The 26,107-nt window shown below is 60.1% G+C and carries 27 protein-coding genes and 1 tRNA gene; 14 read left to right on the top strand and 14 right to left on the bottom strand.

The genetic code is table 11. The features are described 5' to 3' along the window. The first annotated feature begins 13 nt into the window (after positions 1-13). The 3 genes from HOC_RS11995 (at position 14) to HOC_RS11985 (ending at position 2,641) form a co-directional block, all read left to right on the top strand. A complete protein-coding gene (locus HOC_RS11995) occupies positions 14-490 on the top strand; it encodes a YaiI/YqxD family protein (RefSeq protein ID WP_035538872.1) in 477 nt (158 codons plus the stop codon). An 85-nt stretch (positions 491-575) separates the two neighbouring features. After that, complete coding sequence (locus HOC_RS11990) at positions 576-1,361, top strand: enoyl-CoA hydratase/isomerase family protein (protein WP_034736286.1); 786 nt, start codon at positions 576-578, stop codon at positions 1,359-1,361. Beyond that, positions 1,358-2,641, top strand: coding sequence for an acetyl-CoA hydrolase/transferase family protein (locus tag HOC_RS11985; RefSeq protein WP_084146288.1), 1,284 nt, complete (start codon positions 1,358-1,360; stop codon positions 2,639-2,641). The genes HOC_RS11990 and HOC_RS11985 overlap by 4 nt, the downstream gene beginning before the upstream one ends. Here the strand turns inward: HOC_RS11985 and HOC_RS11980 are convergent. Then, positions 2,638-3,042 (bottom strand): PaaI family thioesterase, encoded by a 405-nt coding sequence (locus HOC_RS11980; RefSeq protein ID WP_241766995.1) that lies wholly within the window; start codon positions 3,040-3,042, stop codon positions 2,638-2,640. The two genes, HOC_RS11985 and HOC_RS11980, sit on opposite strands and share 4 nt — an antisense overlap. 125 nt (positions 3,043-3,167) lie before the next feature. On the opposite strand from HOC_RS11980, the gene HOC_RS11975 reads away from it, so the two are divergent. The 6 genes from HOC_RS11975 (at position 3,168) to HOC_RS11950 (ending at position 8,791) form a co-directional block, all read left to right on the top strand. Further along, positions 3,168-3,782 (top strand): ribonuclease D, encoded by a 615-nt coding sequence (locus HOC_RS11975; protein ID WP_035538869.1) that lies wholly within the window; start codon positions 3,168-3,170, stop codon positions 3,780-3,782. A 94-nt stretch (positions 3,783-3,876) separates the two neighbouring features. Then, the gene (locus tag HOC_RS11970; protein WP_035538868.1) at positions 3,877-4,551 is read left to right on the top strand and encodes a hypothetical protein; all 675 of its coding nucleotides are present in this window, start codon (positions 3,877-3,879) and stop codon (positions 4,549-4,551) included. Further along, positions 4,538-5,059, top strand: a complete 522-nt coding sequence (locus HOC_RS11965; RefSeq protein WP_035538865.1) for an LptA/OstA family protein — start codon at positions 4,538-4,540, stop codon at positions 5,057-5,059. The genes HOC_RS11970 and HOC_RS11965 overlap by 14 nt, the downstream gene beginning before the upstream one ends. Positions 5,060-5,156: 97 nt before the next feature. Beyond that, complete coding sequence (gene lptB / locus HOC_RS11960) at positions 5,157-5,891, top strand: LPS export ABC transporter ATP-binding protein (RefSeq protein ID WP_051614637.1); 735 nt, start codon at positions 5,157-5,159, stop codon at positions 5,889-5,891. 22 nt (positions 5,892-5,913) lie between these two features. Then, positions 5,914-7,416: an RNA polymerase factor sigma-54 gene (gene rpoN, locus HOC_RS11955; protein WP_084146287.1), complete on the top strand. Its 1,503-nt coding sequence runs from the start codon at positions 5,914-5,916 to the stop codon at positions 7,414-7,416. 73 nt (positions 7,417-7,489) lie between these two features. Beyond that, complete coding sequence (locus tag HOC_RS11950) at positions 7,490-8,791, top strand: hypothetical protein (RefSeq protein ID WP_162174836.1); 1,302 nt, start codon at positions 7,490-7,492, stop codon at positions 8,789-8,791. 135 nt (positions 8,792-8,926) lie between these two features. Here HOC_RS11950 and HOC_RS11945 read toward each other — a convergent pair whose 3' ends face one another. The 3 genes from HOC_RS11945 to HOC_RS11935 form a co-directional block, all read right to left on the bottom strand. Then, the gene (locus HOC_RS11945; RefSeq protein ID WP_035538861.1) at positions 8,927-9,715 is read right to left on the bottom strand and encodes a S1/P1 nuclease; all 789 of its coding nucleotides are present in this window, start codon (positions 9,713-9,715) and stop codon (positions 8,927-8,929) included. Positions 9,716-9,791: 76 nt separating this feature from the next. After that, positions 9,792-10,643: a ribokinase gene (locus HOC_RS11940; protein WP_035538859.1), complete on the bottom strand. Its 852-nt coding sequence runs from the start codon at positions 10,641-10,643 to the stop codon at positions 9,792-9,794. Then, the gene (locus HOC_RS11935) at positions 10,640-11,566 is read right to left on the bottom strand and encodes a nucleoside hydrolase (protein WP_035538857.1); all 927 of its coding nucleotides are present in this window, start codon (positions 11,564-11,566) and stop codon (positions 10,640-10,642) included. Before HOC_RS11935 ends, HOC_RS11940 begins: the two co-directional genes overlap by 4 nt. 139 nt (positions 11,567-11,705) lie before the next feature. Between HOC_RS11935 and cdd the strand changes: the two genes are divergently transcribed. Continuing rightward, the gene (cdd, locus tag HOC_RS11930; protein WP_035538967.1) at positions 11,706-12,110 is read left to right on the top strand and encodes a cytidine deaminase; all 405 of its coding nucleotides are present in this window, start codon (positions 11,706-11,708) and stop codon (positions 12,108-12,110) included. Here the strand turns inward: cdd and HOC_RS11925 are convergent. Continuing rightward, entirely contained in the window at positions 12,107-12,628 is a 522-nt protein-coding gene (locus HOC_RS11925) for a thioesterase family protein (RefSeq protein WP_051624818.1), read from the bottom strand. The genes cdd and HOC_RS11925 overlap by 4 nt on opposite strands. Before the next feature lie 396 nt (positions 12,629-13,024). Next, a complete protein-coding gene (locus HOC_RS11920; protein WP_035538855.1) occupies positions 13,025-13,357 on the bottom strand; it encodes a hypothetical protein in 333 nt (110 codons plus the stop codon). A 557-nt stretch (positions 13,358-13,914) separates the two neighbouring features. On the opposite strand from HOC_RS11920, the gene HOC_RS11915 reads away from it, so the two are divergent. Next, complete coding sequence (locus HOC_RS11915; RefSeq protein ID WP_162174835.1) at positions 13,915-17,229, top strand: autotransporter outer membrane beta-barrel domain-containing protein; 3,315 nt, start codon at positions 13,915-13,917, stop codon at positions 17,227-17,229. A gap of 260 nt (positions 17,230-17,489) precedes the next feature. On the opposite strand, the gene HOC_RS11905 is transcribed toward HOC_RS11915, so the two are convergent. The 3 genes from HOC_RS11905 to HOC_RS11895 form a co-directional block, all read right to left on the bottom strand. Further along, positions 17,490-18,020, bottom strand: coding sequence for a hypothetical protein (locus HOC_RS11905; RefSeq protein WP_035538848.1), 531 nt, complete (start codon positions 18,018-18,020; stop codon positions 17,490-17,492). Positions 18,021-18,165: 145 nt separating this feature from the next. Beyond that, positions 18,166-19,017, bottom strand: coding sequence for a CPBP family intramembrane glutamic endopeptidase (locus HOC_RS11900; protein WP_084146285.1), 852 nt, complete (start codon positions 19,015-19,017; stop codon positions 18,166-18,168). A 76-nt stretch (positions 19,018-19,093) separates the two neighbouring features. Further along, positions 19,094-19,170, bottom strand: a tRNA-Arg gene (locus tag HOC_RS11895). Positions 19,171-19,288: 118 nt separating this feature from the next. On the opposite strand from HOC_RS11895, the gene HOC_RS11890 reads away from it, so the two are divergent. Next, positions 19,289-20,278 (top strand): TraB/GumN family protein, encoded by a 990-nt coding sequence (locus HOC_RS11890; protein ID WP_051624817.1) that lies wholly within the window; start codon positions 19,289-19,291, stop codon positions 20,276-20,278. Here HOC_RS11890 and HOC_RS11885 read toward each other — a convergent pair. Then, the gene (locus tag HOC_RS11885) at positions 20,235-21,440 is read right to left on the bottom strand and encodes an acyltransferase family protein (RefSeq protein ID WP_035538845.1); all 1,206 of its coding nucleotides are present in this window, start codon (positions 21,438-21,440) and stop codon (positions 20,235-20,237) included. The two genes, HOC_RS11890 and HOC_RS11885, sit on opposite strands and share 44 nt — an antisense overlap. A 102-nt stretch (positions 21,441-21,542) precedes the next feature. Here HOC_RS11885 and HOC_RS11880 point away from each other — a divergent pair, with 102 nt between their 5' ends. Together HOC_RS11880 and HOC_RS11875 are read left to right on the top strand one after the other, a co-directional pair. Next, positions 21,543-22,367 carry a LytTR family DNA-binding domain-containing protein gene (locus HOC_RS11880; RefSeq protein ID WP_156950473.1) on the top strand — a complete coding sequence of 275 codons (825 nt, stop codon included), beginning with the start codon at positions 21,543-21,545 and terminating at the stop codon, positions 22,365-22,367. A 78-nt stretch (positions 22,368-22,445) separates the two neighbouring features. Beyond that, the gene (locus tag HOC_RS11875; protein WP_034736253.1) at positions 22,446-22,778 is read left to right on the top strand and encodes a PRC-barrel domain-containing protein; all 333 of its coding nucleotides are present in this window, start codon (positions 22,446-22,448) and stop codon (positions 22,776-22,778) included. Positions 22,779-22,841: 63 nt separating this feature from the next. On the opposite strand, the gene HOC_RS11870 is transcribed toward HOC_RS11875, so the two are convergent. The 4 genes from HOC_RS11870 to HOC_RS11855 form a co-directional block, all read right to left on the bottom strand. Then, on the bottom strand, positions 22,842-23,522 hold the full coding sequence (locus tag HOC_RS11870; protein ID WP_035538839.1) for an HAD family hydrolase: 681 nt from the start codon (positions 23,520-23,522) through the stop codon (positions 22,842-22,844). Positions 23,523-23,553: 31 nt separating this feature from the next. Next, positions 23,554-24,423: an inositol monophosphatase family protein gene (locus HOC_RS11865; protein WP_035538837.1), complete on the bottom strand. Its 870-nt coding sequence runs from the start codon at positions 24,421-24,423 to the stop codon at positions 23,554-23,556. 32 nt (positions 24,424-24,455) lie between these two features. Then, on the bottom strand, positions 24,456-24,854 hold the full coding sequence (locus HOC_RS11860; RefSeq protein ID WP_035538835.1) for a helix-turn-helix domain-containing protein: 399 nt from the start codon (positions 24,852-24,854) through the stop codon (positions 24,456-24,458). Between the two features lie 265 nt (positions 24,855-25,119). Continuing rightward, the gene (locus tag HOC_RS11855; RefSeq protein ID WP_035538834.1) at positions 25,120-26,022 is read right to left on the bottom strand and encodes an N-formylglutamate amidohydrolase; all 903 of its coding nucleotides are present in this window, start codon (positions 26,020-26,022) and stop codon (positions 25,120-25,122) included. Positions 26,023-26,107: the final 85 nt, after the last annotated feature.

Genomic DNA, 26,107 nt, shown 5'->3' with positions numbered 1-26,107 from the left:
CTAAAGGGCGCGCATGAGCGCTGACGTACAGATTTTCATTGATGGCGATGCTTGTCCGGTCAAGGACGAGATCTACCGTGTGGCGGTACGCCATGGCGTGCCTGCTGTGCTCGTGTCCAATTCCTATATTCGCATGCCGGAGCATGCGCTGCTCTCACGCCAGATCGTGACAGATGGTTTTGATGCCGCAGATGACTGGATCGCCGAGCGGGCGCACGCCAAGAGCGTCGTGATCACGGCGGACATCTTGCTGGCCGACCGCTGCCTGAAAGCTGGCGCGAAAGTGATCGGGACGACGGGCAAACCCTTTACCGATGATTCCATTGGCGCGGCGGTCGCTACGCGGGCGATCCTCGCTGACTTGCGCGTCGGCATTGCCGAGACAGGCACGCCGCGGGCGGGCGGACCGGCGCCCTTTACCAAGGCGGACAGGTCGCGCTTCCTCTCGGCGCTTGATGAGGCGCTGGTGAAGCTGAAACGTATGCCCTAGGCCACGGCTTGCGTGGTTGCGGGCTTCTTGCCATGACGGGAGGCTGATAGCGCCAGTGCGGCGCGCCGACCAGGGAGCGGCCCGTTTGAGCCAGCCATCCATACGCCTCGAGATCAATGCGCCTTTCGGCGAGATCATTCTCAACAAGCCGGAAAAACGTAACGCCCTGTCGGTCGACATGTGGGCGGCCATCCCGGAACTGATCGAGCGGGTTGTGGCGGCCGAGACAGTCAAGGTGGTGATCATTCATGGCGGAGACGCTGGCGCCTTTGCGGCGGGTGCAGATATTTCGGAGTTTTCGACGATCTATTCGACGCCTGAAGCGGCGGCGCAGTCTGGCGCGGTGATCGCGGCGGCGCTGAATGCTGTGGAGGCCTGCACCAAGCCGGTGATTGCGGCGATTGATGGCGCCTGTGTTGGCGGGGGCATGAGCCTTGCCATGGCGGCAGACCTGCGGGTCGCGAGCGAGGATGCGCGGTTCGGCATCACGCCGGCCAAGCTGGGCATTGTCTATCCGGCGGGCGATACGCGGCGGCTGGTGGCGGCGATCGGGGCTGCGCGCGCGAAGGACATCCTGTTTACGGCGCGCATTTTTGACGTGGCCGAGGCGAAGGAAATGGGCCTGCTCAGCCGTGTGGTGGCGAGAGGCGAGGCACTGGCCGGTGCCCGCGCGCTTGGCGATGCGGTGGCCGCGACGTCGCAATGGTCGACACGGGCGATAAAGCGGATGGTCGCGGGTATCGAGGCCGGGTGGGACGACACCTCGTCTGAAGCGACAGGCCTGTTCGCGGACGGGTTTGCGAGCGAGGATTTCGTGGAGGGCTATTCTTCCTTCCTCGAAAAGCGCCCCGCCAATTTCACATTCAAATGATGCATCGCGCTGATAGTCTTGCCGAGGGCTTTGCCGCGCTGCGGGCCCTGAAGCCGGGGCCTGCGCGGCTCTACCTTGCCGGATGCAGCGGCGAGCCTGTCGGGCTATATAATGCGCTCAGCGCCGAGGCTGAACTGGCGCGAGACCTCACCTTTGTCGGCGTACCCGTGCCAGGCCTCAATCATCTCGACTGGACGCACCTGCATGCGACCGCACGCGCGGAAATGCCCTTCATGTATGGCGCCATGCGGGACGGCTTCGCGGCGGGAAAGATTCTTCTGCGTCCCATGCATTATACCGAAAGCTATCGCGAGATGCAGGCCGGGCCGATTGACGTGGCTGTCATCATGGTCTCGCCGCCGGAAGCCGACGGAACTGTCAGCCTTGGCCTGTCGGCGGATTTCTCAGGCGCGATTCTTGCGCGTCCGGATATTCCGGTGATGGCCGTGGTCAATCCGTGCATGCCGGCGCCGCGCGACACCTTGCGTGTGCCGCTTTCGCGCTTCGATGTGGTGGCCCGGGACGAGACGCCGCTGGTGGAGCTGACGGAATCGGCCTTGCCGCCGGTGTTTGCGCGCATTGGGGAACGGATTGCGGATCTTGTTGGCGGGGAGGCGGCCTGCCTTCAGTTCGGGATCGGGAATGTGCAGCAGGCGGTGCTGAAGGCGCTGGCTGACGCAGGCGGACCAGCGAACCTGACGATCCATTCCGGCCTCGTGACCGACCCCGTGCTGGGCCTGATCGATGCAGGTCGCGTGGTCGATGCGCCCGGCGCAATCCTCACTGGTGTCGCGATGGGCACCGAGGCGCTCTATGAGCGGGTGGCGCGCGACAAGCGGTTCCGCTTTCGCGGTGTCGATGTCACGCATGGCATTGAGGTGCTGGCGAAGATCCCGCGCTTTACGGCGATCAATTCGGTTCTGGAGGTGGACCTGTTCGGGCAGGCCAATGCGGAATTCATGAAGGGGCAGCAGGTGTCCGGCATCGGGGGCCTCGCCAATTTCCTGCGCGGTGCGGCGGCCTCTGAAGGCGGTATGCCGATTGTCGCGCTGCCGTCGACAGCGGCGAAGGGGCAGGTCAGCCGGATCGTGGCGCGGCTGGGGCCAGAGGCGGTCAGCGTACCGCGCTCGGATATCGGATGGGTCGTGACCGAGCAGGGCGCGGTGAACTTGCGCGGCGCGAGCCTTGATGCACGGGCCGAAATGCTGATCTCGATTGCTGATCCGGCACACCGGGAGGCGCTGGCGGATGCCTGGGCCGAGGTGCGGGCGGGGCTCTAGAGGTTCAGCTGGGTCTGCGTGGTCAGGCTGATCAGTTTGCCCTCAGGCGTTTCGACGCGTGTTTGCCAGACTTGCAGGCGGCGGCCGACGCTGATCGGCAGGGCTGTGGCGCGCAGGACTGTGCCGACGGGCGCCGCAGCGATCAGGTTGGTCTTGCTCTCGGTCGTGGTCGTGCCTCTCGCGTCATCGGGCAGGTTCAGGAAGGCTGCGACAGCCCCGACGCAATCTGCCAAGGTCATCAGAAAGCCGCCATGGGCAATATTGCCGGAGGTGCACTTGTCAGCCTGGACAGTGACCTCGCCAATAACCTGATGCTTCGTGGCTTCGATGACGCGCAGGCCGATCTGGCCCGCGAAAGGCATGGAGGCAACGATGGCCTGCATAGGGTCTCTGGTCATCATCTGCTCCCTCTGGTGTGCCTGAAAGCTAGCCCCGGCATTGGTGCGGCGTCAAATCGGAACCGGGTTCCGGAAACCGCCTGCACCGATCATTTGCCCTTAACCGAAGCCATGCTAAAGCGCTGCGCATGAACGGAATCCAACTGCATAAGGGCGACCTGCCCCAGAATATCGATTTCGGCGCGATTGTTGCCATCGATACCGAAGCCATGGGCCTCAATCCGCTGCGCGATCACCTGACACTGGTGCAATTGTCGTCCGGCGACGGGACTGCGCACCTGGTCCAGCTCGGTCGGGATTATAATTGCCCGAACCTGAAGGCACTGCTGGCCGACCCCAAGGTTATCAAGCTGTTCCATTTTGCCCGGTTCGATGTGGGTATGATCAAGCGCTGGCTCGGCGTTGATTGCGCGCCGATCTGGTGCACCAAGATCGCCTCCAAACTGGCGCGAACCTATACCGACAGGCATGGCCTGAAGGATGTCGCCCGCGAAATTGCAGGCGTCGACCTCTCCAAGGCCCAGCAAAGCTCCGATTGGGGGGCGAAGGAGTTGAGTGATGCGCAGCTTCAGTATGCGGCTTCCGACGTGCTGCACTTGCATGCCATCAAGGAAGGTCTTGAGGCGATGCTGATCCGCGAAGGGCGGCTGGAACTGGCGCAGTCCTGTTTCAACTTCCTGCCGACCCGCGCTGCACTCGATCTGGCCGGATGGGGCGAACAGGACATTTTCGCCCATTCCTGAAGCAAGCGTCATGTTGTGCGCGCTTTTGTTTCGGCCCTATCAAAGGTAAACACGACCTGTAATAGTCAGTAACAGGCCGCAGGCGCTCGCTTTCATGGACGCAGTCAAGCATCACGACCCGGCATCCCTCTGGGTGCCCCGCCGGCAATTGACGCTGGCCGATGCCCGCAAGCGGTCGGACCGTGTGCGCGGCCTGCGTATCCTGTTCATGGCCTGCGCGGCGGTCTCTATGGGGCTTTTCCTGGGCTTCATCATCAAGAGTGCCCTGACGCGTGATGCCGTGCCGGTTCAGATTTCCGGTGACGAGGTCGTCACCATGCTCAATCCGCGGTTCACGGGGCGTGATTCTGCGGGAGAGAGCTTCACGATCACGGCGGATGCGGCGCGCCGCAAGGAACTGACGGCCAATGTTGTTGACCTTGTCGCGCCCATCCTGCGCGATGCAGCCGGTAGCGAAGTGCGCGCGCCATCGGGCATGTATGACCGCGACGCTGGCATACTTGAGCTTTATGATGATGTGAAAATCACCGATGCGTCGGGCTATTCCTTCCATACAGCCGCCGCGCGCGTGCATGTCGGGCAGGATTGGGTCGAAGGTCTTTCGCCGCTACAGGGCAAGGGACCGCTTGGCGATATCCGCTCGGACTCGTATGAAATTCTTGACGGTGGTAACCGCGTTGTCTTTCAAGGTAACGTAAAAACAGTGATCTATCCGGCCGAGCCCAATGTGGCGGCCAGTGATGAAGGTGGTGCAGATGGCAATCCTTAAACTCTTCGGGGCAGCGCTGGCGCTCTCCTCTCTGGCCGCCCCGGCCATGGCACAGATTTCGTCGGAAGGTGGGACAATCTATATCGATTCCGAGCGGACCGAGAGCCTTGAGCGCGAGCGCAAGGTGCTGCTGATCGGCAATGTCGACATTCAGCAAGGCACGGCCCGGCTGCGCGCTGACACGGTGACGATCATATTCAGTGGCAAGGCCGAAGGCGGTGAGTCCTCCGGCGTCGGCTCTGGCTTTGGTTCGATCGAGACCATGGTTGCCGAGGGAAACGTGTTCTATGTGACGCCTGAACTGAAGGCCAAGGGCGACCGCGGCGTTTATGATGCCGCCGTCGATACGATAACAATGACGGGGCATGTGGCCTTGATGCGGGATCGTGACGTGGCCGAGGGCCAGACCCTGAAAATGGAAGTCGGCAGGCGCCGTACGACCCTTGATGGCGGTGCCGGACGGACGCGCATGGTGATCGAACCGGACCAGAAAACAGCCGGGAACTGAAAAATTCGAGCAATGGCGTGAAGCCGATCTTAAGTATGTCAGGCTATGCAATTTCCGGGGCGACGATACTGCCCGTGAACAGGGACGAATTCACGAGATGACTGAAGCGGCCGAAGGCCTTGTCGTTAAGAATATTGCCAAATCCTTTGGCAAACGACAGGTGGTGCGCGACGTTTCTCTGTCCCTGCAGCGCGGGGAGGTTGTTGGCCTGCTTGGACCCAACGGGGCCGGCAAGACGACCTGCTTTTACATGATCATGGGCCTGATCGGCGCGGATTCCGGATCGATTTCGATCGATGGGGAAGACGTGACGCGCCTGCCCATGTACCAGCGCGCACGCCTTGGCGTGGGCTATCTTCCCCAGGAAGCATCCATTTTCCGGGGAATGACAGTGGAAGAGAATGTCATGGCCGTGGCGGAACTGGTCGAGAAAGACCGGTCTGCACGCATGGCACAGGTCGACAGCCTGCTGAGCGAGCTGCATGTGGAACATCTTCGCGGCCAGGCGGCCACATCCCTTTCGGGGGGTGAACGTCGCCGGGTCGAGATTGCACGTGCACTGGCATCCCGTCCGAGCTTCATGCTACTGGACGAACCGTTCACCGGCATTGACCCGCTCGCCATTTCCGACATTTCCGAACTTGTCCGCTACCTGAAGCAGCGTGGCCTGGGCGTCCTGATTACGGACCACCAGGTGCGTGAGACGCTTCAGATCGTAGACCGGGCCTATGTCATGTATGATGGCGACGTTCTCTTCGATGGCACGCCAGGCGATGTGCTGAAGAACGAGGATGTGCGCCGGGTCTATCTGGGTGAACAGTTCGCCGCTTGATCGATAAGGCGCGGGCTACGGAATGAAACAGTCACTCGACATGCGCCAGGGCCAGTCCCTGGTAATGACGCCGCAGCTGCAGCAGGCGATCAAGCTTTTGCAACTCTCCAACCAGGAGCTCGCCGAGTTCGTGGAAAACGAGATCGAGCGCAATCCCTTGCTGAACAAGGCCGAGGAGAATGCCGAGGATGGTGGCGGCGAGCAGGGCAATGCGCCGGCGCGCCGTGAGCAGCTTTCCCTTGATGACAATTCCGGCCTCGGCGCTGCACGCGAGCAGCTCGATGCGCCTGGCGAGGATGTGTTCGAACCGGGCACGGGCTCGGATGCGGCGATGCCGGTCGAGGGCTCTGGCCCGTCGGCCCAGACGGACTGGTCGAGCGCCACATCCGGCGGCAGCTTCAACAGCGAGGAATATGACTTCGCGGCGAACCTCACGACCGATCTTACCCTGCAGGAACATCTGCACAACCAGTTGAACATTGCCGGTCTCTCGGCGGCGGACCGCCTGATCGGTGCCCGCCTGATCGATGAGACCGATGAAGCCGGCTACCTGCGCGCGCCTCTCGAGGATGTTGCCAAGGCTCTCGGTGCGGATGAAGCCAACGTGGCCGCCGTGCTCGCTGTCTGTCAGGGCTTTGAGCCGACCGGCGTGATGGCGCGGTCAATCCCCGAATGCCTGACCCTGCAGCTGAAGGAGCGCGGCCGCTTCGACCCGGCCATGGAAGCCATGCTCGCCAATCTCGACATGGTGGCGAAGCATGACCTGAAGGCGCTCGCCGATGTGTGCGGCGTCGACAAGGCTGACCTCATGGACATGCTGGGCGAGCTGCGTCAGCTCTCGCCCAAGCCTGGCAGTGGCTTTTCCAGCGACACGACCATTGCGGTTGCGCCAGACGTGTTTGTGCGTGAGCTGCCGAATGGCAGTTTTGGCGTGGAACTCAATTCAGAGACCCTGCCGCGCGTTCTGATGGACAAGGCCTATTATGCCGAAGTGAGCGTGCTGCCGATGCGCGATCAGGAGAAGGAGTTCATCTCCGAATGCGCGGCGAACGCGACATGGCTGATCAAGTCGCTCGACCAGCGCGCCCGCACCATCCTGAAAGTGGCGAGCGAGATCGTGCGCCAGCAGGACGCTTTCTTCGCGCATGGTGTGGCCCATCTTCGTCCGCTGAACCTCAAGCAGGTGGCCGACGTGATCGAGATGCACGAATCCACGGTCAGCCGTGTGACGTCGAACAAATACATGGCGACCCCACGCGGCCTGTTCGAACTCAAGTATTTCTTCTCGGCGGCCATTCCGTCGACCGGTGGCGGCGAGGCCCATTCAGCCGAAGCCGTGCGTTACCGGATCAAGGCGCTGATTGATGGCGAGACCGAGGATGATGTGCTCTCGGACGACCAGATCGTCGAGATCCTGACCGGCTACGGCATCGAGATCGCCCGCCGCACGGTGGCGAAATATCGCGAGAGCCTGCACATTCCATCGAGCGTCCAGCGCCGCCGCATCAATCGCGCCAGCGCCTGAGGTCAGTCTTCTGATTTTGCATGAAGGCAATCCAAGGCAGGATCACAGCGGCAAACCAGAAGTAGGTCCTTCGATGTCATCCAGAATACTTGGCGCCTTGCTGTTCGCCCTTACTCTGTCGTCCTGCTCTGGTGAGCAGGAGGGACCTTCGCGCTCGGGAAGTGCATCATCGCACGCGCCCCGCCCGCCATCGTTCTTCTATCGGATGAAGGCAGACTTCATCTTGAAGGAGACGGACGAAACCGTTCAGTTCGATTATGTCGCGGCTTGTGGTGGGGTCGTGCAGAATTATTCCTACACCACACCATCTGTCTTTTACACGCATCATCCCATCATCATGTTCCAACCGGTCGGCGAAGGTCAGGCGCTTGGGCTCGTTACCATCGATATGTGCGACAACTGGAAGTGGGGCAAAGTCGAGTTTGGGCCGCGGGCTGGAAAGAGCCGCATACCTGACGATCTGCGGCCGCTTGCTATCTGGTTTGACGACATCGACGACCTGAGCAGGGGATGGGGTTACAAGACGGATGATGCCTACGAAAGTCCGCTCGCAAAAATGAAGTTTGTGAGCGCAAGCGTATCAGTCACGGATAAAAGTGACTGGGAGAAATGGCGGGCAGAGGCGGAAGCGTCCTACGAGCAGATTGGCGTGCTGCCAGGGCCGTGGGGATATAGTTATACAAACGAAGAAATGAGATCTCGGGCAAAGGCTGCTCACGAGGGTGGACTGGGTATTGTTTCGCCTCAATGTACTTCAGTTTTTCGCGTCAAAATACACAAAGACGTTGCTGATGCGATTTTCGCCAAGTCGACGGACGATATTGGCAGGTATTGGTTTACGACCGAGTCCGCAAAAATCGCTTTAGATGAAACGACAAAGCTGTTTTCACGCGATGGGCCGCTTCAAGACGGGCACTCCTATCGTGATTACGTATCCGGAGGGAAGCAATACTCCGGAACACTGCGTCGGTCCGGAGGTGGTTACATTATCCCGATGGGAGAGACGGCAGACAATGCAAAGGGGTTTGCATATCGAGATGTGTATCCTTTTCAGACACGGTCACTTGCAATGCCTGCCGTGGAAATGGCTCAAGACACTTATTATCAAAAGGTTTTGCTCTACCCGGAGTATCTGGGGTTTGGTGCGTGCTCATCGAGCCTCAATCCGATTGATTCATTGCAGAGGACTTCTCCTTGGCTCAGAGGCACCGAGAGGCAGTATGATGCGCCCTTCGATCCCGAGGGCTTATCCAAGCGTCATGTTTTGATGGTTGGAGATATTCCCGTCGAGGGAGTTCCTAGAAGCACATATTTTGCCCAAGACCCCCCCAACATTATTGATCGTGAGGGCTTTTTGCTGGGGCCAGACCATTAGAGCAAGGATGTACCAGTCGATGGTGTTCCGAACTCAATGGTGACCAGTCAGCAACCCTACATCCTTCTGGATCGTGATGGGTTCGTCTGGAATGTAGCTCGTTAATGAAATAACGACATTCCCATTTGATCCAATTCACTCAGCACCCGCTGTCTCGAACATTTCGTTGAGATAGGCCGCGAGGCGCACGCCGCCTTTTGACAGCTGCTGGCGGATAATGTCGCGCGTCTGGTAGGCGTAGTCGTAGGACAGGATCTGCGTGTCCGGATAGATCGTGTCGCGGATGGCGGCGCTTTCATCGGCCCAGTCAGCAGGGCTGGCCTTGGCCCATTCGGCGAGCTGGTTCGCCGTGATCTTCTGGACCAGCCAGTTTGTCCATTCGGTGTAGGACAGCTCCTGGTAATTGATCAGCAGCTCGTCCCAGACTTCGTGCAGGTTGCTCATTTGATCAAAGAAGGTGCAGACGAACTGGTTGCCGCCCCGGTCGGTGCCATTGCCGACATGCAGCGGCTGGTGCAGGTCGCCAACGAGATGGATGATGAAACGCAGGGCGAGCTGGCGCTCTTCCAGCGGCGCGGTGGGGTCAATCGCAATGGCGCGGTATTTCGCGAGCGCAGTGATTGCGTCGCCTTCCGGCGGCGGCGTGACCTGCGCGTAGGTCTGGCCCACGGGAATAGTCACATAGTGCCAGGGATTGGCTTCTGAGCGCCAGAAAGGCTCGGGGTTTGAGCGCATATGGTCCGGCCAGTCGGCGGCCTCTGCGATGCCTTCAGGGCCGAGGATATCCTTGACGCCCGTATCGGCCGACTGGCTGAGATAGGTCTGCGCGACGGCGCCGACCACTCTGTGACCCGTCTTGCCCCACGCATGGGCCGGCATGACGGTGGCGAGGGCCATGAGGCAGGTCACGATCAGGCGTTTCATCGGGCGGTCTCCAAGGCTTTGGTGCTGGCCTGACCTCAAAAGGATTTGCGCTGCCGGGTCAATGCAGCCTGTCGCCTCAGGGCCATGTTTTCGCAACGAGCGCGTCGACCTCTGCGCGCTTGGGCAGGCTGGGCTGGGCGCCAGCCCTTGTGCAGGCGAGCGCACCGGCCGTGACGGCAAAGCGCAGGGCATCCTGTTCAATCATGCCTTCGATCAGCGCGACAGTGAGGGCTGCTGTGAACGTGTCACCGGCGCCGACTGTGTCGACAACCTGCACTTCTGGTGCAGCCTCGCGGGCGATTTCCGTGCCATGCTGGTAGAGCGCCGCCCCTTCGCTGCCGAGCGAGATGGCAACCAGCGCGCCTGACGCGTGCAGCGCGTCGCCATAGAAAGCGGCCTCGGTTTCGTTGACGCAGAGCAGGCTCGCGCGGGCGAGGAGGGCGTCGGGAACGGTCATGGCGGGGGCAAGGTTCAGGCTGACAAAGCCGGTGGCACGACTGGCGGCGGCGAGCAGTGCGTCGGCCGGGATTTCGAGAACGCCCATCATGTGGGTGATATCTGCGTCTTCCACGTCCGCCGGCCGAAGGGCGCGGTTTGCGCCGGGACAGACCACGATCAGGTTTTCGCCATCGGCCGAGACGGCGATCAGGGCGACACCCGTCGTCTCGCCATTGATATGCTGCACGCCGGAAAGGTCCACGCCGCCTGCCTGGAGTAGTTTCAGCGCTTCCTCGGCCATGTCGTCAGCGCCGACTGCTCCGATCAGGCGGACGTCCGCGCCGAGGCGTTTGGCGGCGAGCGCCTGGTTTGCGCCCTTGCCACCGGGATGGCGGGCGAGGCGGGCATTGGTCACCGTTTCGCCGGGGCGGGGCAGGGTGGGGCCCGTGGCGACGATATCGAGATTGATGGAGCCCGTGACGGTGATCATGACGGTGTCATCAGCCCCTCAACGAGGGCGAAGAAGCCGTCTGCATCGGCCTTTGTGACCCATGTATGCGGGCCATCTGCCTCTGCCGAGAGGCGCGTCTGGCCGAAATGGGCGCCTTCAGCGGTGTCGACGCTGACAGTCGCCTTGCGGCTTTCGAACAAGTGTGGGGCGAGCAGGTAGGCGATCGTCGACGGGTCATGCATGGGCGTCATGCGGCCTTCCTTCCAGCGCGCTTCGAGCACATTGGCGGCTTCCAGCAGCTTCACCATGATGGCTGGCCGCGCGCCGGGCAACTTGCGAAGCTGCTCAAGGCGCTCGGGTTCGGCGCGAACCTGATGCGTCACGTCGAGGCTGAGCAGTGTCGCCGGAATGGCGCTGTCGAACACGACGGCGGCGGCATGCGGGTCAGCGAAAATGTTGAACTCTGCGGTCGGCGTGATGTTACCACCTTCACTGTCAGCGCCGCCCATGATGACGAACTGGTCGATGCCCCGGGCAATATCGGGGGCCATGACGATGGCGCTTGCGATATTGGTCAGCGGGCCGGTGACGACGATGGTGTATTCGCCAGGCGCCGCGCTACGCAACGTGTCGATCAGGTGGGTGACGGCGTGGCTTGCGGCGAGAGGTGTGTCAGGCTCGAATGGTTCCAGCCCGGCAATGCCACTGTCGCCATGGAAATGTTCGGCGGTGACTGGCTCGCGCAATATCGGGCGCGGGCAGCCGGCAAAGACGGGCACGTCCGGCCGGTCCATGATCTGGCACATCATGCGGGCATTCCGGCTGGTCAGCCTGAGCGGCACATTGCCGGCAACGGTCGTGATCGCGCGCACGTCCAGCGCCGGGCTGGCCAGCGCCATCATCAGCATCACGGCGTCGTCGACGCCCGGGTCGCAGTCTATAATGATCGGGCGGGCCGTCATGCGTGTATCGCCAGCGTTTCCAAACGGGTTTTCCTTCCCTTGTAGGCTTGTGGTGGCCCATGCTAACCAACGGACCCGCCCCGGCAAGTGAGATCAGGCGGCAAGCTGCATTCAACCCTTGGAAAGCATGGGGATTTTCGTGACCAATCTTCCTGAAGGCACACTTGAAAGACTGGTTGAGGCTGCGCGCGCCGTGCGCCTCAATGCCCATGCGCCTTATTCCAGTTTCCATGTCGGCGCGGCCGTGCTGGACGAGCATGGCAATGTGTCTGTCGGCTGCAACATGGAGAATGGGGCCTATCCACTCGGCACATGCGCCGAGGCTGTGGCGCTGGGCTCAATGGTTGCGTCTGGGGGCCGGGAATGCCGGGCAATTGTCATTGTCGGCACCGGCGAAACGCTGATCACGCCTTGTGGCGGCTGCCGCCAGCGGATCGCGGAACTCGCTGTCGATGGCACGGATATCTATTGCGTGGCTGAAAAAGGCGACGAAACCCAACGCATGAGCGTCGAAGACGTGTTGCCGGGCGGCTTCCGCCTCTAGGGGCGAACCTGCAGGTCATCAAGCATGGCGCGAAAGGCCGGGGATATTTCCGGGCTGTCCATGTGCAGGCCATAGCCTTCAAACACCATGTCGATCGTCACGCGCTGTTTCTTGCGGCCGACAAGGCGCGCGACCATGCGGCTCTCGGCGACCGTGCGGCCCTTGGACATGAACTTGTGTTCGAACAGGATATAGCTGCCCTCCCAGCCGACGGGGCGCGTGTGCAGCTCGAATTTCTGCGGGAAGCGCATCATGCGGTGGAAGCTGATCGCCTCGCTCTGGATGATCGGGGTCCAGCCATTCTTCCGGAAGACTTTAAGAAAGCCGGTGCGGGCGATATAGTTCAGCATGCCGAGATCGGTGAATGAGGCATAGCGCGAATTCGTCATGTGCCCCATCGGGTCATGGTCGCCGATCCACACGGCTGACTTGATGACGTGGACATCCAGCGGCTGGGTCCGCTCGCGCGCAAACCAGGCAGGCAGAAATATCCGGAGGAACCGGAAAAACAGATTCATGGCTCGCACGCTCCCGACGACTTGCCCTCATGCACGTCGTCCCCCGACGACACGCTCACGGCCTGCATACTGCAATCTCTAGGCCGAAATGCGAGCGTGGCAGAGACTGGCTAAAAAAGCGTGAGGGGCGGTTTGGGAGTGGTAGGCTTAGTCGTCCGACGGCATTTTCCGGATACGCCGGATGATATCCATCAGCCTTTCAGACAGCGGCGTGGAGCGGTCGGTTTCAGATGCTTGCTTAACAGCGCTCCGCAAGCCTTCGGGAAGTTTTCCATTTCCTCCGCCATTGAGGTGTGAGGCGTGCGTAGTGGGGGGGGTATCATCGTCTTTTTGGGCCACGGGATTTGTACTTTTTTGCGGTGGGGGAGGTGGGTGGCGATGGCTTTGTTAGAGCGCCTATCTCATCGCCTCGCGGAGTTGATCCAGGGAAAGAAAGACAGTTACGTTGTTGGCTATGGCGACTTTCACCATGTCGGATTCAAGCACGTCCTTGAGGTATTCAAGATAGAGTATCTCGATCGTGTCGGGCTTGATCGCCATCGGCCTTGGGATCTCCCGGTCCAACACGCGCAGGAGGAATCCGGCAACGATACGTTCGGTCAGTTCGGGGTCACCGGTTGCTGTCAATGTCATGGCGCGGAGAGGCACGATTTCGCGCTCCAGCGCATCTGCAAACACGGCGTATGAAACCGCTTTTGCTTCGCCCTCAGGCTGATCATTGAGTTCCATTTATATGCACCACCCGCCAATCGCAGAAAAATTGATCTAGAATGGAACGATATCAGCTCGAGGGCATAGGAATGAATAAGCACTTCTACCTATATGGGCGCGACCCATTCCAGCGAGTGCGTCAAATCGAAAGCAACGATAAGTTGCTTCGCATGCTCTGATTTTAAGGTTAATGGCCAACCCTGCCTGCTGGCGGGAATATTACTGTGCTCTTAAATCGGTCAATGCAGTTGCGCAATCAGTCCCTGCAAAGACTTTCTATATGTGTCCTTTATCTGCTGAAAGCACAGCAGAACGCGAAATCCATCCCTATTTAACCTCATGGAAGGGATGATGAACAAATCGTTTTAACCCGTTAAAATCATGGCAATAATTGCTAACACATCGGGCTGCAATATGGCCAAATAGTAATATCTGCTTCATTTCGGACCCTTATTTATTCAAGCCAGCGTTGCGTGGGGAGAGCCTGCGGAGATCGCTTTAGGATTGAGTGATACTGGAGTTCCAAGATGGATTTAAACCACGACACCGGCCGCGCTTGCGGCCGAAAACATTTGATGGGGCGGGCATTGGGTTCCGCCTCCGTTTTCACCCTCGTTCTGGCGGTTCTGGCGCCGGGCACCGCCAGCGCAACGCCCGCCGTTTTCTTCAACGAAGATACATCAGCAGGGCTGCAGACGTTTATTGATACGGTCCTTGCGGCCGACGCATCGTTCAACACAGCGAACCCGACAACACCTCATACGTCTGATGTTTACACATTCGACATTCTCAACACGACGGGTGGTCAATTCACGGTCTCGAGCACGAATGGTGGTGACGACATTGTCGTTGAAACCGTGCGGCTCGGGAATTTGGCGCCCAATAACTTCACCGGCGATGCGGGTAGCGATGGCTTTACCAACTGGAGCAACAGCTATTCTTCAACCTTCGCCGATGCTGAGGCCATGGGGTATACATACAAATTCTTCGAGGCCGATGGTGTAACGCCCTACGACATGAACGCCCTGGGAACATATGTGAATGACTGGGGTACGTGCTGCACGAATGGCGTTGATCCTGACGGGAATTCTACGGGCGCATCGGCAGTCTACTTCCGTTTTGGGGCCAGTGATCCTCTTCTGCTGGGCGGGATCGAGCAATCAATTAGCGGCACGGAACACTTCGTCGGAGCGATCAACGATACCGGCCTCTTCAACAGTGTGACCATCATTGCGACCGGCAACGGGGAATATTTCGGCGCGGGCGCCTATCTTGCCTTCTCGTCGGTAGCCCTGAACAGCGTTCCGCAAGGTTCTTCTTCCGTCGACCCGTCGCTGTCGGGTGCTTTCAATATCGATACGAACAGCGCCTATTATCAGGCCTCGCAGCTCAATGGATCGCAAGTCAAACCGAACTTTGTAGGTGGCACACTGAAGTTTGCTGATAATGCCGCAGTCGGTGCAGACTTCACGGTCCAGTCAGAAGGCGGCACGATTGATACAGAAGGCAATGCCGTTGTTGTGACCGGCACATTCTCCGGCGTCGGCAATATCATCAAGAAGGGCACGGGCATTCTGGCCCTGTCAGGCACTAACACGACGACGGGCGGCTTCACCATTGCAGAAGGCGCGCTGCAGATATCGCAAGCCGCCAATCTTGGTACGGGTACGGTGACAATCGGAAAGGGATCGCTCCAGGTTTCCGGTGACATGACCGGTACGCAGGACATCATCGTCGATGGCACATCCGCGCGCATGGATGTTGGCAGCAACTCGGTGGCCTGGAATGGCAAGATTGCCGGAGATGGCACGCTGAATGTGCTCGGCGCGGGGCGACTTGAGCTGACGGGTGCCAACACCTATTCCGGTGGCACCTTTCTGGAGCAGGGCACGCTGGCCGGTTCGACGAACTCGCTTCAGGGCGATGTCGAGAATAACGGAACGGTTGAGTTCGACCAGTCGGATGCAGGCACCTATGCGGGTGTCCTTTCCGGGACAGGGCAGCTCAACATGCTGGGGACAGGCCGTCTCGTCCTGACCGGGATGAACACTTATTCCGGCGGCACTTTTGTCGAGCAGGGTACGCTGGCCGGTTCGACGAACTCGCTTCAGGGCAATATCGCGAACAATGGTACGGTCGAGTTCAACCAGTCGCAGAACGGCCTTTTTGCAGGCGTCCTGTCCGGCAGCGGCGGTCTGCGCAAGCTGGGCAACGGCATGCTGATGCTGACGGGTAATAGCACGATGACAGGCACAAGCACGGTCGAGTCCGGCAGCCTGAGCGTGAATGGATTATTCGGCACGAGCGATCTGATCGTTTATGACACGGCCTCTCTCTATGGTTCCGGCGTGGTCGACGGCTCAGTCCGGGTGTTGAGCGGCGGCACGCTGACACCGGGCAACTCTCCGGGCACGCTCTATGTGTCCGGCGATGTCACGCTGAATGACGGGTCCATCTTCCTTACAGAAATAGACGGTCGCGATTACTCACTCGTTGGTGGTGCTGGCAGCTATGACCGGGTCGTTCTCACAGGCGCGGATTCGACCTTCACGGCGGCAGGTTCGGTCAATCCGATCCTTCGCGGAATTTCGGGCACCGCCAATAACGATTTCGAGCCGGTCATCGGCGATATGTTCACAATCGTGACGGCGGCCAATGTGACAGGGGAGTTTGATGCCCTGACACAGCCGAGCGAAGGCCTTCAGGCAAATGCCCGGTTCAAGGTCATCTACAATGCGGACTCTGTACAGCTGGCGGTAGTTCCAGAGAGCCTGAGAGTTCTGGTCACGGATATGTATGGAACGGGTAATGCGATTGCTGCAGCTCAGGCCATTGATTATGGCACGGGCTATGGCAACGCCGCGACGGGCGATCTTGACGACCTGCTTGTCTCCCTCATGCCCATGCGGGCTGCTCAGATTGGTGTGGCGATGGAATCCCTGTCGGGCGACATGCATGCTCATGTCCTTGAGAGCACAGAATCGGTCCTGTTTGGGTCTGACGATATCATTATCGCCGCCGCGCAAGGGAACACTGGTCTCGGGGGTGTCGACAATCAGCTCGAAAACGGGGTTCGTGTCTGGTCACGCGTCGACGCGCGCGGCGCCAGCTATGATCCGGACGGCAACACGATGGGCTTCGATGAAGACACGTATGGCGTTACGCTGGGCGCGACTTTCATAAATACATCTGAAATGCGTGTGGGCGTCGCAGCCAGCTATAACACGGTCGAACTCTACACCGACACGGCCAGTGGGGCGACCAACCACATGGCATCGCTCTACGCCTATGGCAGCCGCACAGTGACACCGCGCCTGACCCTTTCGGGCCTTGTCGGCTACACGAAGGCTTCGCCCAAGACCGACCGCGTGACACCGCTGGGTGGCCTCGTTGCCGCCTCGAAGTCGAAGGAAGATTTCTCGGTCATGCACGTTCAGGCCGAGGCGCGCTATGCGCTCCTCCAGCGTGGTGCGACCAGCCTTTATGCGATTGGCGGCCTGCGCGCAGCCAGCCTCAATCAGGATGGCTACACCGAGTACGGCAATGTCGATTACACCCAGCTCGATGTCATGGCGGAATCGCGTAACACGGTTCAGTCCAAACTCGGCGGTGAAGTAGTTCACAGCTATCGCGGCACGGATCTCGCCGTGTTCACCAACTGGGCACATGACCTCGGTGATGATCCGACCGTCGAACGTGCGGTGTCGCTGGGCAATGCGATCTGGCAGACCCGGTCGGTTGGCCGCGGACTGGACACCTATAATTACGGTGCCAGCGCCCGCCGCGACATTACTGAGCGGGTTGGCTTCGAGATTGAGTACACCGGCCGTTACAACAGCGACAACTATGATGCCCAACAGCTCATGGTCGGCGTGAACGTCGCCTGGTAGGCCTCACCCCAAACTGAAAGAGGCCGGCTGCGGGAAACTGCAGCCGGCCTTTTTTATGTGGCCTGATCAATGTCTGGGTCGGCCCGCTGGTCGAGATTCTGAAGGATTACTGCCCCCACGATATCGAGCCGTTCTGCGAACTCCATCTCGGCGGTGCAACCCTTCCGGCGAGAGTCCGCGCCTTCATCGACTTCCTCGCCGAAAAGCGCGCGTGAAACGGGGGCTGTTTGAATTGAACTACATTTGCGCTGGCGCGGCACTCATTTGCCAGCACCGATATTCATGGCACGGAATGCGGCGGCCACATTTGGTTTCATGGTCCAGCGGTTCTCGTTTTCATCCAGGTCTGCGAGTATGGCTGTCATGATTTTCTCGCCATCGCGCACCACCGAGGGTGGCGCGGGCCAGAGATAAATTTCGCGATCCTTACACATTTTTCCAAAATGCATGTGCCAGGTCTGGGCCTTCCAGCCACAGGCCTTGCTGAGTTCCGTCGAGGTGCTGGCAGGATGGTTCAAGAGCGCTTCAATGATTTTCACTTCCGTATCGGTCGCCGGAAGGAAAGCAAAAGCTGCAGCAACGAGCTGGGCGTCATCAAGCCCGTCGAGCCGTTCAAAAAGTGATTGGGCTTCCGTGTGGGCCAGAGCGTTCATCGCATCCTGCAGGGCTTGAGCGTCCTTGCGCTCTTTTTCGCTGCCCTTCTCAAGAAGCCGACTAATATTTGCGCGTATCTTCTCGCGATCAGAAGGTGACTTGTCTGGCAGGCTGGCGATAATTTGTTCAATACCCATGCGCTACATTTTCACGTTGGGGTAGAGTTGCAAGCCCTAACACATCAATTTCTTCCATTCGCTGGCGCGTTCAGGAATCTGACGATGAAAAAGCCTGTAGTGCGATTGAGAAAAGATATGGGCTCATCCCTCCAACAAAGCCCTCCTAGAACCCTTCAGCCTTGGCCTTGCGCCAGTAGAAGAGGGCAAAACCGGTCACGACGAGGGGGATCATCAGCCCGTATTCGTCGATCCACATTTGCGTGCCGGCGGTCTCCCCTGTCAGGGGCGTGAAGATCTTCTGGATGAAAATATTATGGGCGGCATGAAACATGATCGCGGGCCAGACACTTCCGGATTTGAATGTGAAATACGTCATGATCACGGACATGGCTGTGATCATCAGTGTGAAACACGCGACCTGGAATAGCGGATCGCCGCCGCCATACTTGATGACGATGGGATAGTGCCATGCGGCCCAGATCAGTCCGCTCACCACGGACACGGCGCCAAAGGGCATGACCTTGCGCAATTCCCAGACAAGGAAGCCGCGCCAGCCAATCTCCTCCCCGGCTATGGACCCAAGGGACTTGACCAGTTGCACACTGGCCAGAAGGGCGATCATCACAAACATGGAAACCGCAGGCACATTTGGCGGAAAGCCGAGGTCATCAGACCATTCGGAAAGGGTTTCAGGGTTGAACGGCGTGCCCAGCCCGAATGCCCAGATCAGACCATAAGCCAATGCGATATAAGCGACCGGTACTAGATATGCCTGAATATTGCTCCGCCACTTACCCCATGCCCAAGGCAGGCTGGAAATCGTGCGGCCCCTGATCTTTTGTGTCGCCAGGGCGGCGATCGCCGGAGTCAGCATCAATGCGCCGACATAGAGGCTGGTGGGATTGAGTTCGAGGATGGCAAAATGCGCAATCGCGCTCAGGCCGCACAGGATTCCCATGAATATGGAAATCGTTATCCAGGCATCCCGCTGATCGGTTTGAGCACGTGTCATCATCAAGGCATATCGAATTTCGATAATTTGTCCAGCGCCTTCTGAACGGCCCTGACTGTTCGCGCATTTGCTTGGAGAATGGTGCACCCAACAGGATTTGAACCTGTGACCTCTGCCTTCGGAGGGCAGCGCTCTATCCAGCTGAGCTATGGGTGCGGGGTGGCCGTGTCTTTAGGCCAAGCCGGGCGGGGGTGCAACGGTTCAATGCCGCCTGAGGTCGTTTGCGCTGGCTGGTTTATGCGCTAGCTAGGGCGGCAACCGAAAAGGAACCGACATGCAGATTCGCGGCCTGGCCCTCTCCCTGATCATTGGCCTCTCGCTGACGGGCCTTGCAGCCTGTAAGGAGGAGGCGCCCGATGCGGCCAGTGTAGCTGCACAGGCGGCCGAGGCCCGCGCCGAGATGGAAGCAGCCACAGAGGCAGCTGTTGCGGCGGCGAAGGCCTCGCATGGCATTGGTGAGCCGGCCCTCTGGGTGCTCAAGGATGAGGACACGACCATATATGTAATGGGCACGGTCCACCTCCTGCGCCCGGAACTCGACTGGCGCAGCGATGCAATAAATCAGGCCGTGAATGCGGCCGATACGCTTGTCTTCGAGGCCGACGTTTCGAGCCCTGAGGCGGGCGCTGAAATGATGAAATTCGTCCGCGAGGAAGGCCTCTTTGCCAATGGCGGCCAGCTGACCAACCTGTTGAGCGATGCCGAGACGGTCGAGCTTCAGGCGGCGCTCGATTATGTCGGCCTGCCGCTCGGCGCGGTGCAGAACATGCGGCCCTGGTTTGCCGCCGTGAACCTGTCAGTCATGCAGATGACCAAGGATGGCTTCGACCCGACAGCTGGCGTCGAGCAGGTGCTGATGGCCGAGGGCGCGGCGCAGGGCAAATCCTTCGCCTATCTCGAAACCGTCGATGACCAGCTGGGCCGCCTCGCCCGCCTGCCTGATGATGTGCAGGTGGACTTTCTGATCAGCTCGGCGGAATCCATAGAGGACGGTGCCGAAATGCTCGACATGCTGGTTGAAGAATGGACCGATGGCGACGTGAATGGCCTCGGACTTCTAATGGCCAACCCGGAAATGATGGGCTCCGAGGAGGTCTATGACGCCCTCCTCAAGACGCGCAACGAGACCTGGGCGCCCAAGATCGCCGCGATGCTGGACACGCCCGGCACGCGTCTGGTCGCGGTCGGCTCGGGCCACCTTGCTGGTGACGACAGTGTTATCACCCTCCTGAGGGCGCAGGGTCTGGACGTGGCGGGGCCATAGCGGCCCGCGCCGTCTTTGCCCGCGAGGGCAGCCCGATCCATATGCGCAGGAAAGGGATACGCCGGCCAAGGTCGTAGAAAAGCCAGCAACCGGCAAATGTGATCAGGATCAGGAGGCTCGCCTCTAATGTCACAGGCAGGTGCAGTTCATTCAGATAGTGCCCGGCGACCACGATAATGGTCTGGTGTATCAGGTAGAACGGGAACACTGCTGCTGTCAGCATGCGCCGCACCGGGCCATCATGGCCCCGCAGATGCCGGTGCGCAAAGCCGATGGCCGCGACAATTGCGGTCCACGCCTGCATCTCGCGCACGCCACGGAAGATGATGCGCTGCCATTCGGGCGGGATGGAATCGCCCGGCCATGCGGCGTAATAAGTCATCAGCGCTGCCCAGGCGGCACCCATGATGGCCAGCGCAGCCCACCGCCAGCGCATACAAGTCTCGAAGAAGGTCGCGTGCTTCGCGATGGCGAATCCGAACAGGAAAGTGACGAAATAGGTGACATGGAGATACCAGTCATTGCGGAAATCATGCGTCTCGCCGAACAGCGGCATGAGAAAGACGCGCGCTGCATAGAGGAACAGCCATGGCGCGATAATCAGGCCCGGCCCCCGGATGAGGGCCGCCAGTGCTGCCGGCAGGCGGCGCAGCAGCGGGATCAGAGGCAAAAGCGCAAGTGAGTAGAGGATCAGGTAGGCGACGAACCACATGTGGTTATAGGTCGGCGTCATCAGGCACCCGTCAGCGTCGCACCAGTGACCCGAGGATGTCACGTATTTCACATAGAAATCATCAAGCCAGGGCGATTGCGGCGCGTGCATGGCGCTCAGCGCTTCGACAACCTCGTAATAGCTCTGAGGGGGCACGATCACGAACATTGCCAGCAGCAAGGGCGGCCAGAGGCGCCCCATCCGCGCTTTGGTCAGCTGCCATGTGCTGATCTTGTTGGCCATGAAACGCGTTGCGACGCCCGAGATCAGAAAGAGCAGCACCAGCCTCCAGGGGCTCGACAGCTGCATGATCGGCTCGATCAGCGCGCTCGCATGGCTGGATTTCACGTGCCAGTCCCAGGTCACGTAGAACATGCCGACATGATAGAATATCAGAAGGCCGAAGGCGCCAATGCGAAGCCAGTCGAGGTCATAGCGGCGTTCGGTCATGTAGCGTCTCCTTCGCGTGTCCCTCTTCCTTTCGCGAAGCTGCGGGCCGCGCTATCGTCGTGACGCGAGCGGCAGCGGGCCGGGACAAACGGAGATGACCTTGTGACGAGTGGAGGGACTGGCGGGACGAGCGGTGACAGGCGCCTGTGGCTGTGGCCATGGCTGACGGTGATCGTCATCGGTCTGGTCAACCTGTTCGTCAACGCGACGTCCGGCATCTTGGAAGCGCGGAGCGACGGAGATGCGATCAATACGGCTGTCCCTTTCATTCTTGAAGCGACCAGTTACATCTTCTGGATAGGGCTGGCGCCATTGATTGGCCTCGCCATACGCCGCGTGCCGCCCCGCGGCGGACACTATGCACGCTTTGCCTTGTTCCATGCTGCGATGACTGTCGTGATCTCTCTGATCCATGTTGGCGGCATGGTTGTGCTGCGCAACCTGTGGCTCGGCGCCATGGGCATCCGCTATGACTTCTTCGGCGATGGTGTCTTGCTCGCCTTCATTTATGAATGGCGCAAGGATGTGCTCTCCTATGCATTGGTCGCGGCGACCTACTGGGCGTTTGAACGCTTTGCTGTCTCGCCGCCCATTGTCCCGCCAGATGCCTCACGCATTGAGCTGAGGGAAGGGAATACGTCTGTCTTCCTTTCTGCGCGCGATATCCTGTTCGTCGAATCGGCCGGGAATTACGTGGCCTTTCATACGCAGGAAAAGGAACACTTGGTGCGGGGAACGCTGGCAGCTTGGGAGGGGCGTCTCGGGGGTCAGGGTTTTGTCCGTGTGCATCGTTCCCGCCTCGTCAACAGGGCCCGGATCGGCGCGCTCAAACCGCGCGCTTCCGGTGATGTCGATATCACGCTTGATGACGACCGGGTCATTACGGGCAGCCGACGCTACCGGGAAGTGCTTGCAACCTCTATGTAATTTAAGGCTGGCGCATCGGAACGCGAGGCCGGTCCCGCGCATTGGTTTTCCATAGAGTCAAATGGAAAGGAAACGCTTATGACACATTTCGTATTGTCTGCTTCGTCTATCAATGGCGACTCTGTTCACAACGCTGCCGGTGAGGATCTTGGCAAGATCGAGGACCTCATGGTCGACACAGACAGCGGCCAGATTGAATATGCCGTTCTAAGTTTTGGTGGCTTTCTCGGCATGGGCGACAAGTATTTCGCCGTGCCTTTCGAACGCCTTAGCGTTGACCGCGCCAACAAGCGCATGGTCCTCAACGTGGAAAAAGAGCGACTCAAGAACGCGCCGGGCTTCGACAAGGATAAGTGGCCGGATTTCGCCGACCCGCAGTTTCGCACATCGATGACGACGCATTACGGCTGATCTCAGCTTGATGCCATCAAGGGCCGGTCCTTCTGGGGCCGGCTTTTTGTTTGCGCGAACGGGTCAGGAGGGGAAGAGGTGTGCGGCGATGGCGTCATGGCTGTCGAAACTTGCCACAGCGCCGGCGGCGATAAGCCGTTCGCACAAGCCCGCATCGGCATGACCTCCGCCGGTGAAGCCAAAAGCGGTCATGCCCGCCGCGCGCGCGGCTTTCACGCCATTCACGCTGTCCTCTATGACGAGACATGTTGCCGGGGCGGATTTGATGTTGTCTGCGGCAAACAAGAATAGATCAGGCGAAGGTTTTCCGCGTGCCACCTGGTCAGCCGAATAGATGTGTGGGGCAAACGTTTCCGTCAGACCGGTCAATTCCAGCTTGCGGCGCAGCTTTGGTGTGATGGACGAGGAAGCGACCGCGATCGGTCCGGAAAATTTCGCGGCCAGCGCCGCCGCGCCCGGCAAGGCTGTCAGCTCAGCCTCGATACGCGGCCAGGCCCGCGCATGCAGGCGCGGTCCGAAATCATCAGGGAAGGGGCCGTAGCCAAGGGCGGCATAGTCCTCCGCAAGGGCGGCGTGAAACTCCGGAACACCGAGCCCGACAAAGCGCGAGAGATAGATGTCCCACTCATAGGCGAGGCCCATCTCGGTCAGCAGCGCGATTTCCACGGCCACATGGATCGTCTCGGAGTCGACGAGTACGCCGTCGCAATCGAAAATCAGGGCGGCATAGGGATGGGTCGTCATGCTTTGAAAGTGCCTGCCGATTGTGTCGGCCTTATGTTGCAGATCGCCTGAGGGCCAGCAGCGCCTGTTCCATGACGCCTTCGCTTGAGGCGCAGACAATCTGTCCCCCGAGCTTCGGCGTGTTGCCGCGCCAGTCGGTCACGAGGCCGCCAGCGCCGCGCACGACCGGGAACAGTGCTGCCACGTCCCAGGGCTTGAGGCCTGACTCGGCGACAAGGTCCACCGTGCCCCCGGCTACGCGGGCATAGGCATAAGCGTCGAGGCCATAGCGCGTGATCCGGGCCGTCGCGCGCAAATGCGTCCACGCGCCCTGTTCTGCCGGATTGAAGATGAAGGGATCGGTTGTTGCGATCGTCGCTTCGCGCAGGTCTTGGCAACCGGACACATGAATAGGTGTGCGCTCCCCGCCTTTTTCCATCGCGGCGCCGCCCGGCCAGCCGAGATAGCGCTCGCCCAGAACCGGCTGGTCAATAATGCCGATGACCGGCACATCATCCGGATCAACCAGTGAAATCAGCGTCGTCCAAACCGGCAGGCCCGCCACGAAGGCGCGGGTGCCGTCAATCGGGTCGATCAGCCAGCGATAACCGCTCTGCGACGGTGTTTCTGGGAATTCCTCGCCGGTGACGCCATGGTGGGGGCGTTCGGATGTGAGGATGTCGCGAATGACGCGCTCGGCGGCGCGGTCGCCCTCGGTTACCGGGTCGAACGGTGTTCTTGTCGGGACCGACGGGGTCGATGTGGGTTTCGGGCGCCCGTTTGACGGGATGAGCGAGGTGTCTTGCGCCTTGTTATCCACGTTTGTCAGCGCACGAAAATGCGGCCGGATTGCTGTCCAGGCCGCATCTGCGAGCCGCCCGGCGAGGGCAAGCTCATCTTCGAGGGAAATTCCGTCTGGCATCCGGCAGGGCTAGCCCTGCCTTGCGCCCGGCGTCAAGCGGCGCCGTGGCTCGACTGGTCGCCTTCCAGTGCTTTTGCAAGCTCCAGCAGACGTTTGCGAGGGCGCTCGCCTAGGCGGTAATAGGCCCGAACCAGTTCCAGCGTTTCTTTCTGCGAAAGAATATCGCCTTCCATGTATTCATTGGCGTCATTGGCGGCGTCAGGGGCATCGGCCACCGGGATGCCGTCAAAGAAGTACTGCACCGACACGTTCAGTGCCCGCGACAGTTCATAAAGACGCGAGGACGTAATGCGGTTGGCACCGCACTCATACTTCTGGATTTGCTGGAATCGCACGCCAACTTGGCCCGCGAGATCCTGCTGGGTCATGCCCAGAAGGCGGCGGCGGCGGCGAAGGCGCTTGCCTACGTGCAGATCGGTTTCATCAGCCATTACTTGCTCCAAACTTATGCAGGACCGTTTCAGTCCCAAAACAGGAATTTCGAGCAAGTCCTACGCAATAGGTGTGCCGCAGAGCATTATTGTGCCCAATAAACGGGCAGTTGAGGTTAATTGCACAGGTGCGACATTCCTGCGCTTGCCTATTTGTGCACCGCAACATATTCCTGTCCTTGCACTTCGGTGCAGACGCCTCTGGCGTTTCCTCCCTTTGACTTTGGCCGCACCCACGGGTGCGGCCCTTTTTTTTGTCGGAATGTCAGGGACGGACGACAAGCGCGGCGATCTCAAGGATCTCCGCTGTCACATCTGTAATGATGGCTCTTATTTCAGCAAATCGCTCAAGGCGGCTGATCGTGTGCTCATCCATGTAGAGCCCGCGATTTATCTCAATCTGCAAGGCATGCACTTGGCGTTTAGGTCGGCCATAGCGTCGCGTCGTATATCCCCCGGCATAGGGCGCATTGCGGGCCACGCTCAGGCCATGCGTGCGGAAGGCCCGCTCAACCCGTCCTGTCAGGCGCGGATCGCAGCTCGATCCGAACCGGTCACCCAGCACGATATCGGCCAGTTGCCTGCGGCCCGGCTGGACCGATGGCATGGAATGGCAATCGATCAGCAGAACGGCGCCATGCGCCTCGCGCAGCAGGGCCAGCTCCTGGCCAAGCCGGTCATGATAGGCATCATGCACGCAGCTGAGGCGCTCCTCGCCCTCCTCACGGGTCAGGCGTCGGGCATAAATGGCCTCGCCCCGGGCGCCGACACGGGGCAGGCACCCGAGTCCCGCATCCACCCGCGCCGTCGGCAGGCCGGACGCACGCGGCAGGCCGTCGCTGAACATGCTGGCATCCAGCTCGCGCGGGTCGCGGTTGAGATCGGCTACCGACCGGCCATAGCGCGCGGCCATCAGCGTTGCGCCAAGCGTGGGGGCTTCGCCGAACAATTCTTCCACGAACGCATCTTCGGTGCGGCGCACATCAATCAGGGGCACGCGTAGGGCCGCCTGCATGCTCTCGGGATAGTCGCGGCCCGAATGGGGTGACGCAAACAGCACCGGCGCCGGGGGGCCTTCGGGCACGTCCAGCGTATAGGGCGTGTCATAGCCGAACGGCCCGGCAGGGGGCGAAGTGGCCGATCGTGTCAGGGGGAGGGCGCCGGTCATGGGGCCAATGGTTTGCCTGTTCGCATGAAGGTCAAGCCTTTTCAGGGGTCTGGTAAAAAAGAACTCTGAAATTTCACCCGTCTTC

The organism is Hyphomonas oceanitis SCH89 (genome assembly GCF_000685295.1).
GTDB classification, from domain to species: domain Bacteria; phylum Pseudomonadota; class Alphaproteobacteria; order Caulobacterales; family Hyphomonadaceae; genus Hyphomonas; species Hyphomonas oceanitis.
This window is presented reverse-complemented; position numbering and strand designations above follow the sequence as displayed.

Coding starts and splice junctions, on each gene's coding strand:
- HOC_RS11995 (WP_035538872.1), top strand. CDS start 14: ATGAGCGCTGACGTACAGATTTTCATTGATGGCGATGCTTGTCCGGTC.
- HOC_RS11985 (WP_084146288.1), top strand. CDS start 1,358: ATGATGCATCGCGCTGATAGTCTTGCCGAGGGCTTTGCCGCGCTGCGG.
- HOC_RS11980 (WP_241766995.1), bottom strand. CDS start 3,042: ATGATGACCAGAGACCCTATGCAGGCCATCGTTGCCTCCATGCCTTTC.
- HOC_RS11975 (WP_035538869.1), top strand. CDS start 3,168: ATGAACGGAATCCAACTGCATAAGGGCGACCTGCCCCAGAATATCGAT.
- HOC_RS11970 (WP_035538868.1), top strand. CDS start 3,877: ATGGACGCAGTCAAGCATCACGACCCGGCATCCCTCTGGGTGCCCCGC.
- HOC_RS11965 (WP_035538865.1), top strand. CDS start 4,538: ATGGCAATCCTTAAACTCTTCGGGGCAGCGCTGGCGCTCTCCTCTCTG.
- lptB (WP_051614637.1), top strand. CDS start 5,157: ATGACTGAAGCGGCCGAAGGCCTTGTCGTTAAGAATATTGCCAAATCC.
- rpoN (WP_084146287.1), top strand. CDS start 5,914: ATGAAACAGTCACTCGACATGCGCCAGGGCCAGTCCCTGGTAATGACG.
- HOC_RS11950 (WP_162174836.1), top strand. CDS start 7,490: ATGTCATCCAGAATACTTGGCGCCTTGCTGTTCGCCCTTACTCTGTCG.
- HOC_RS11945 (WP_035538861.1), bottom strand. CDS start 9,715: ATGAAACGCCTGATCGTGACCTGCCTCATGGCCCTCGCCACCGTCATG.
- HOC_RS11940 (WP_035538859.1), bottom strand. CDS start 10,643: ATGATCACCGTCACGGGCTCCATCAATCTCGATATCGTCGCCACGGGC.
- HOC_RS11935 (WP_035538857.1), bottom strand. CDS start 11,566: ATGACGGCCCGCCCGATCATTATAGACTGCGACCCGGGCGTCGACGAC.
- HOC_RS11925 (WP_051624818.1), bottom strand. CDS start 12,628: ATGAATCTGTTTTTCCGGTTCCTCCGGATATTTCTGCCTGCCTGGTTT.
- HOC_RS11920 (WP_035538855.1), bottom strand. CDS start 13,357: ATGGAACTCAATGATCAGCCTGAGGGCGAAGCAAAAGCGGTTTCATAC.
- HOC_RS11915 (WP_162174835.1), top strand. CDS start 13,915: ATGGGGCGGGCATTGGGTTCCGCCTCCGTTTTCACCCTCGTTCTGGCG.
- HOC_RS11905 (WP_035538848.1), bottom strand. CDS start 18,020: ATGGGTATTGAACAAATTATCGCCAGCCTGCCAGACAAGTCACCTTCT.
- HOC_RS11900 (WP_084146285.1), bottom strand. CDS start 19,017: ATGATGACACGTGCTCAAACCGATCAGCGGGATGCCTGGATAACGATT.
- HOC_RS11890 (WP_051624817.1), top strand. CDS start 19,289: ATGCAGATTCGCGGCCTGGCCCTCTCCCTGATCATTGGCCTCTCGCTG.
- HOC_RS11885 (WP_035538845.1), bottom strand. CDS start 21,440: ATGACCGAACGCCGCTATGACCTCGACTGGCTTCGCATTGGCGCCTTC.
- HOC_RS11875 (WP_034736253.1), top strand. CDS start 22,446: ATGACACATTTCGTATTGTCTGCTTCGTCTATCAATGGCGACTCTGTT.
- HOC_RS11870 (WP_035538839.1), bottom strand. CDS start 23,522: ATGACGACCCATCCCTATGCCGCCCTGATTTTCGATTGCGACGGCGTA.
- HOC_RS11865 (WP_035538837.1), bottom strand. CDS start 24,423: ATGCCAGACGGAATTTCCCTCGAAGATGAGCTTGCCCTCGCCGGGCGG.
- HOC_RS11860 (WP_035538835.1), bottom strand. CDS start 24,854: ATGGCTGATGAAACCGATCTGCACGTAGGCAAGCGCCTTCGCCGCCGC.
- HOC_RS11855 (WP_035538834.1), bottom strand. CDS start 26,022: ATGACCGGCGCCCTCCCCCTGACACGATCGGCCACTTCGCCCCCTGCC.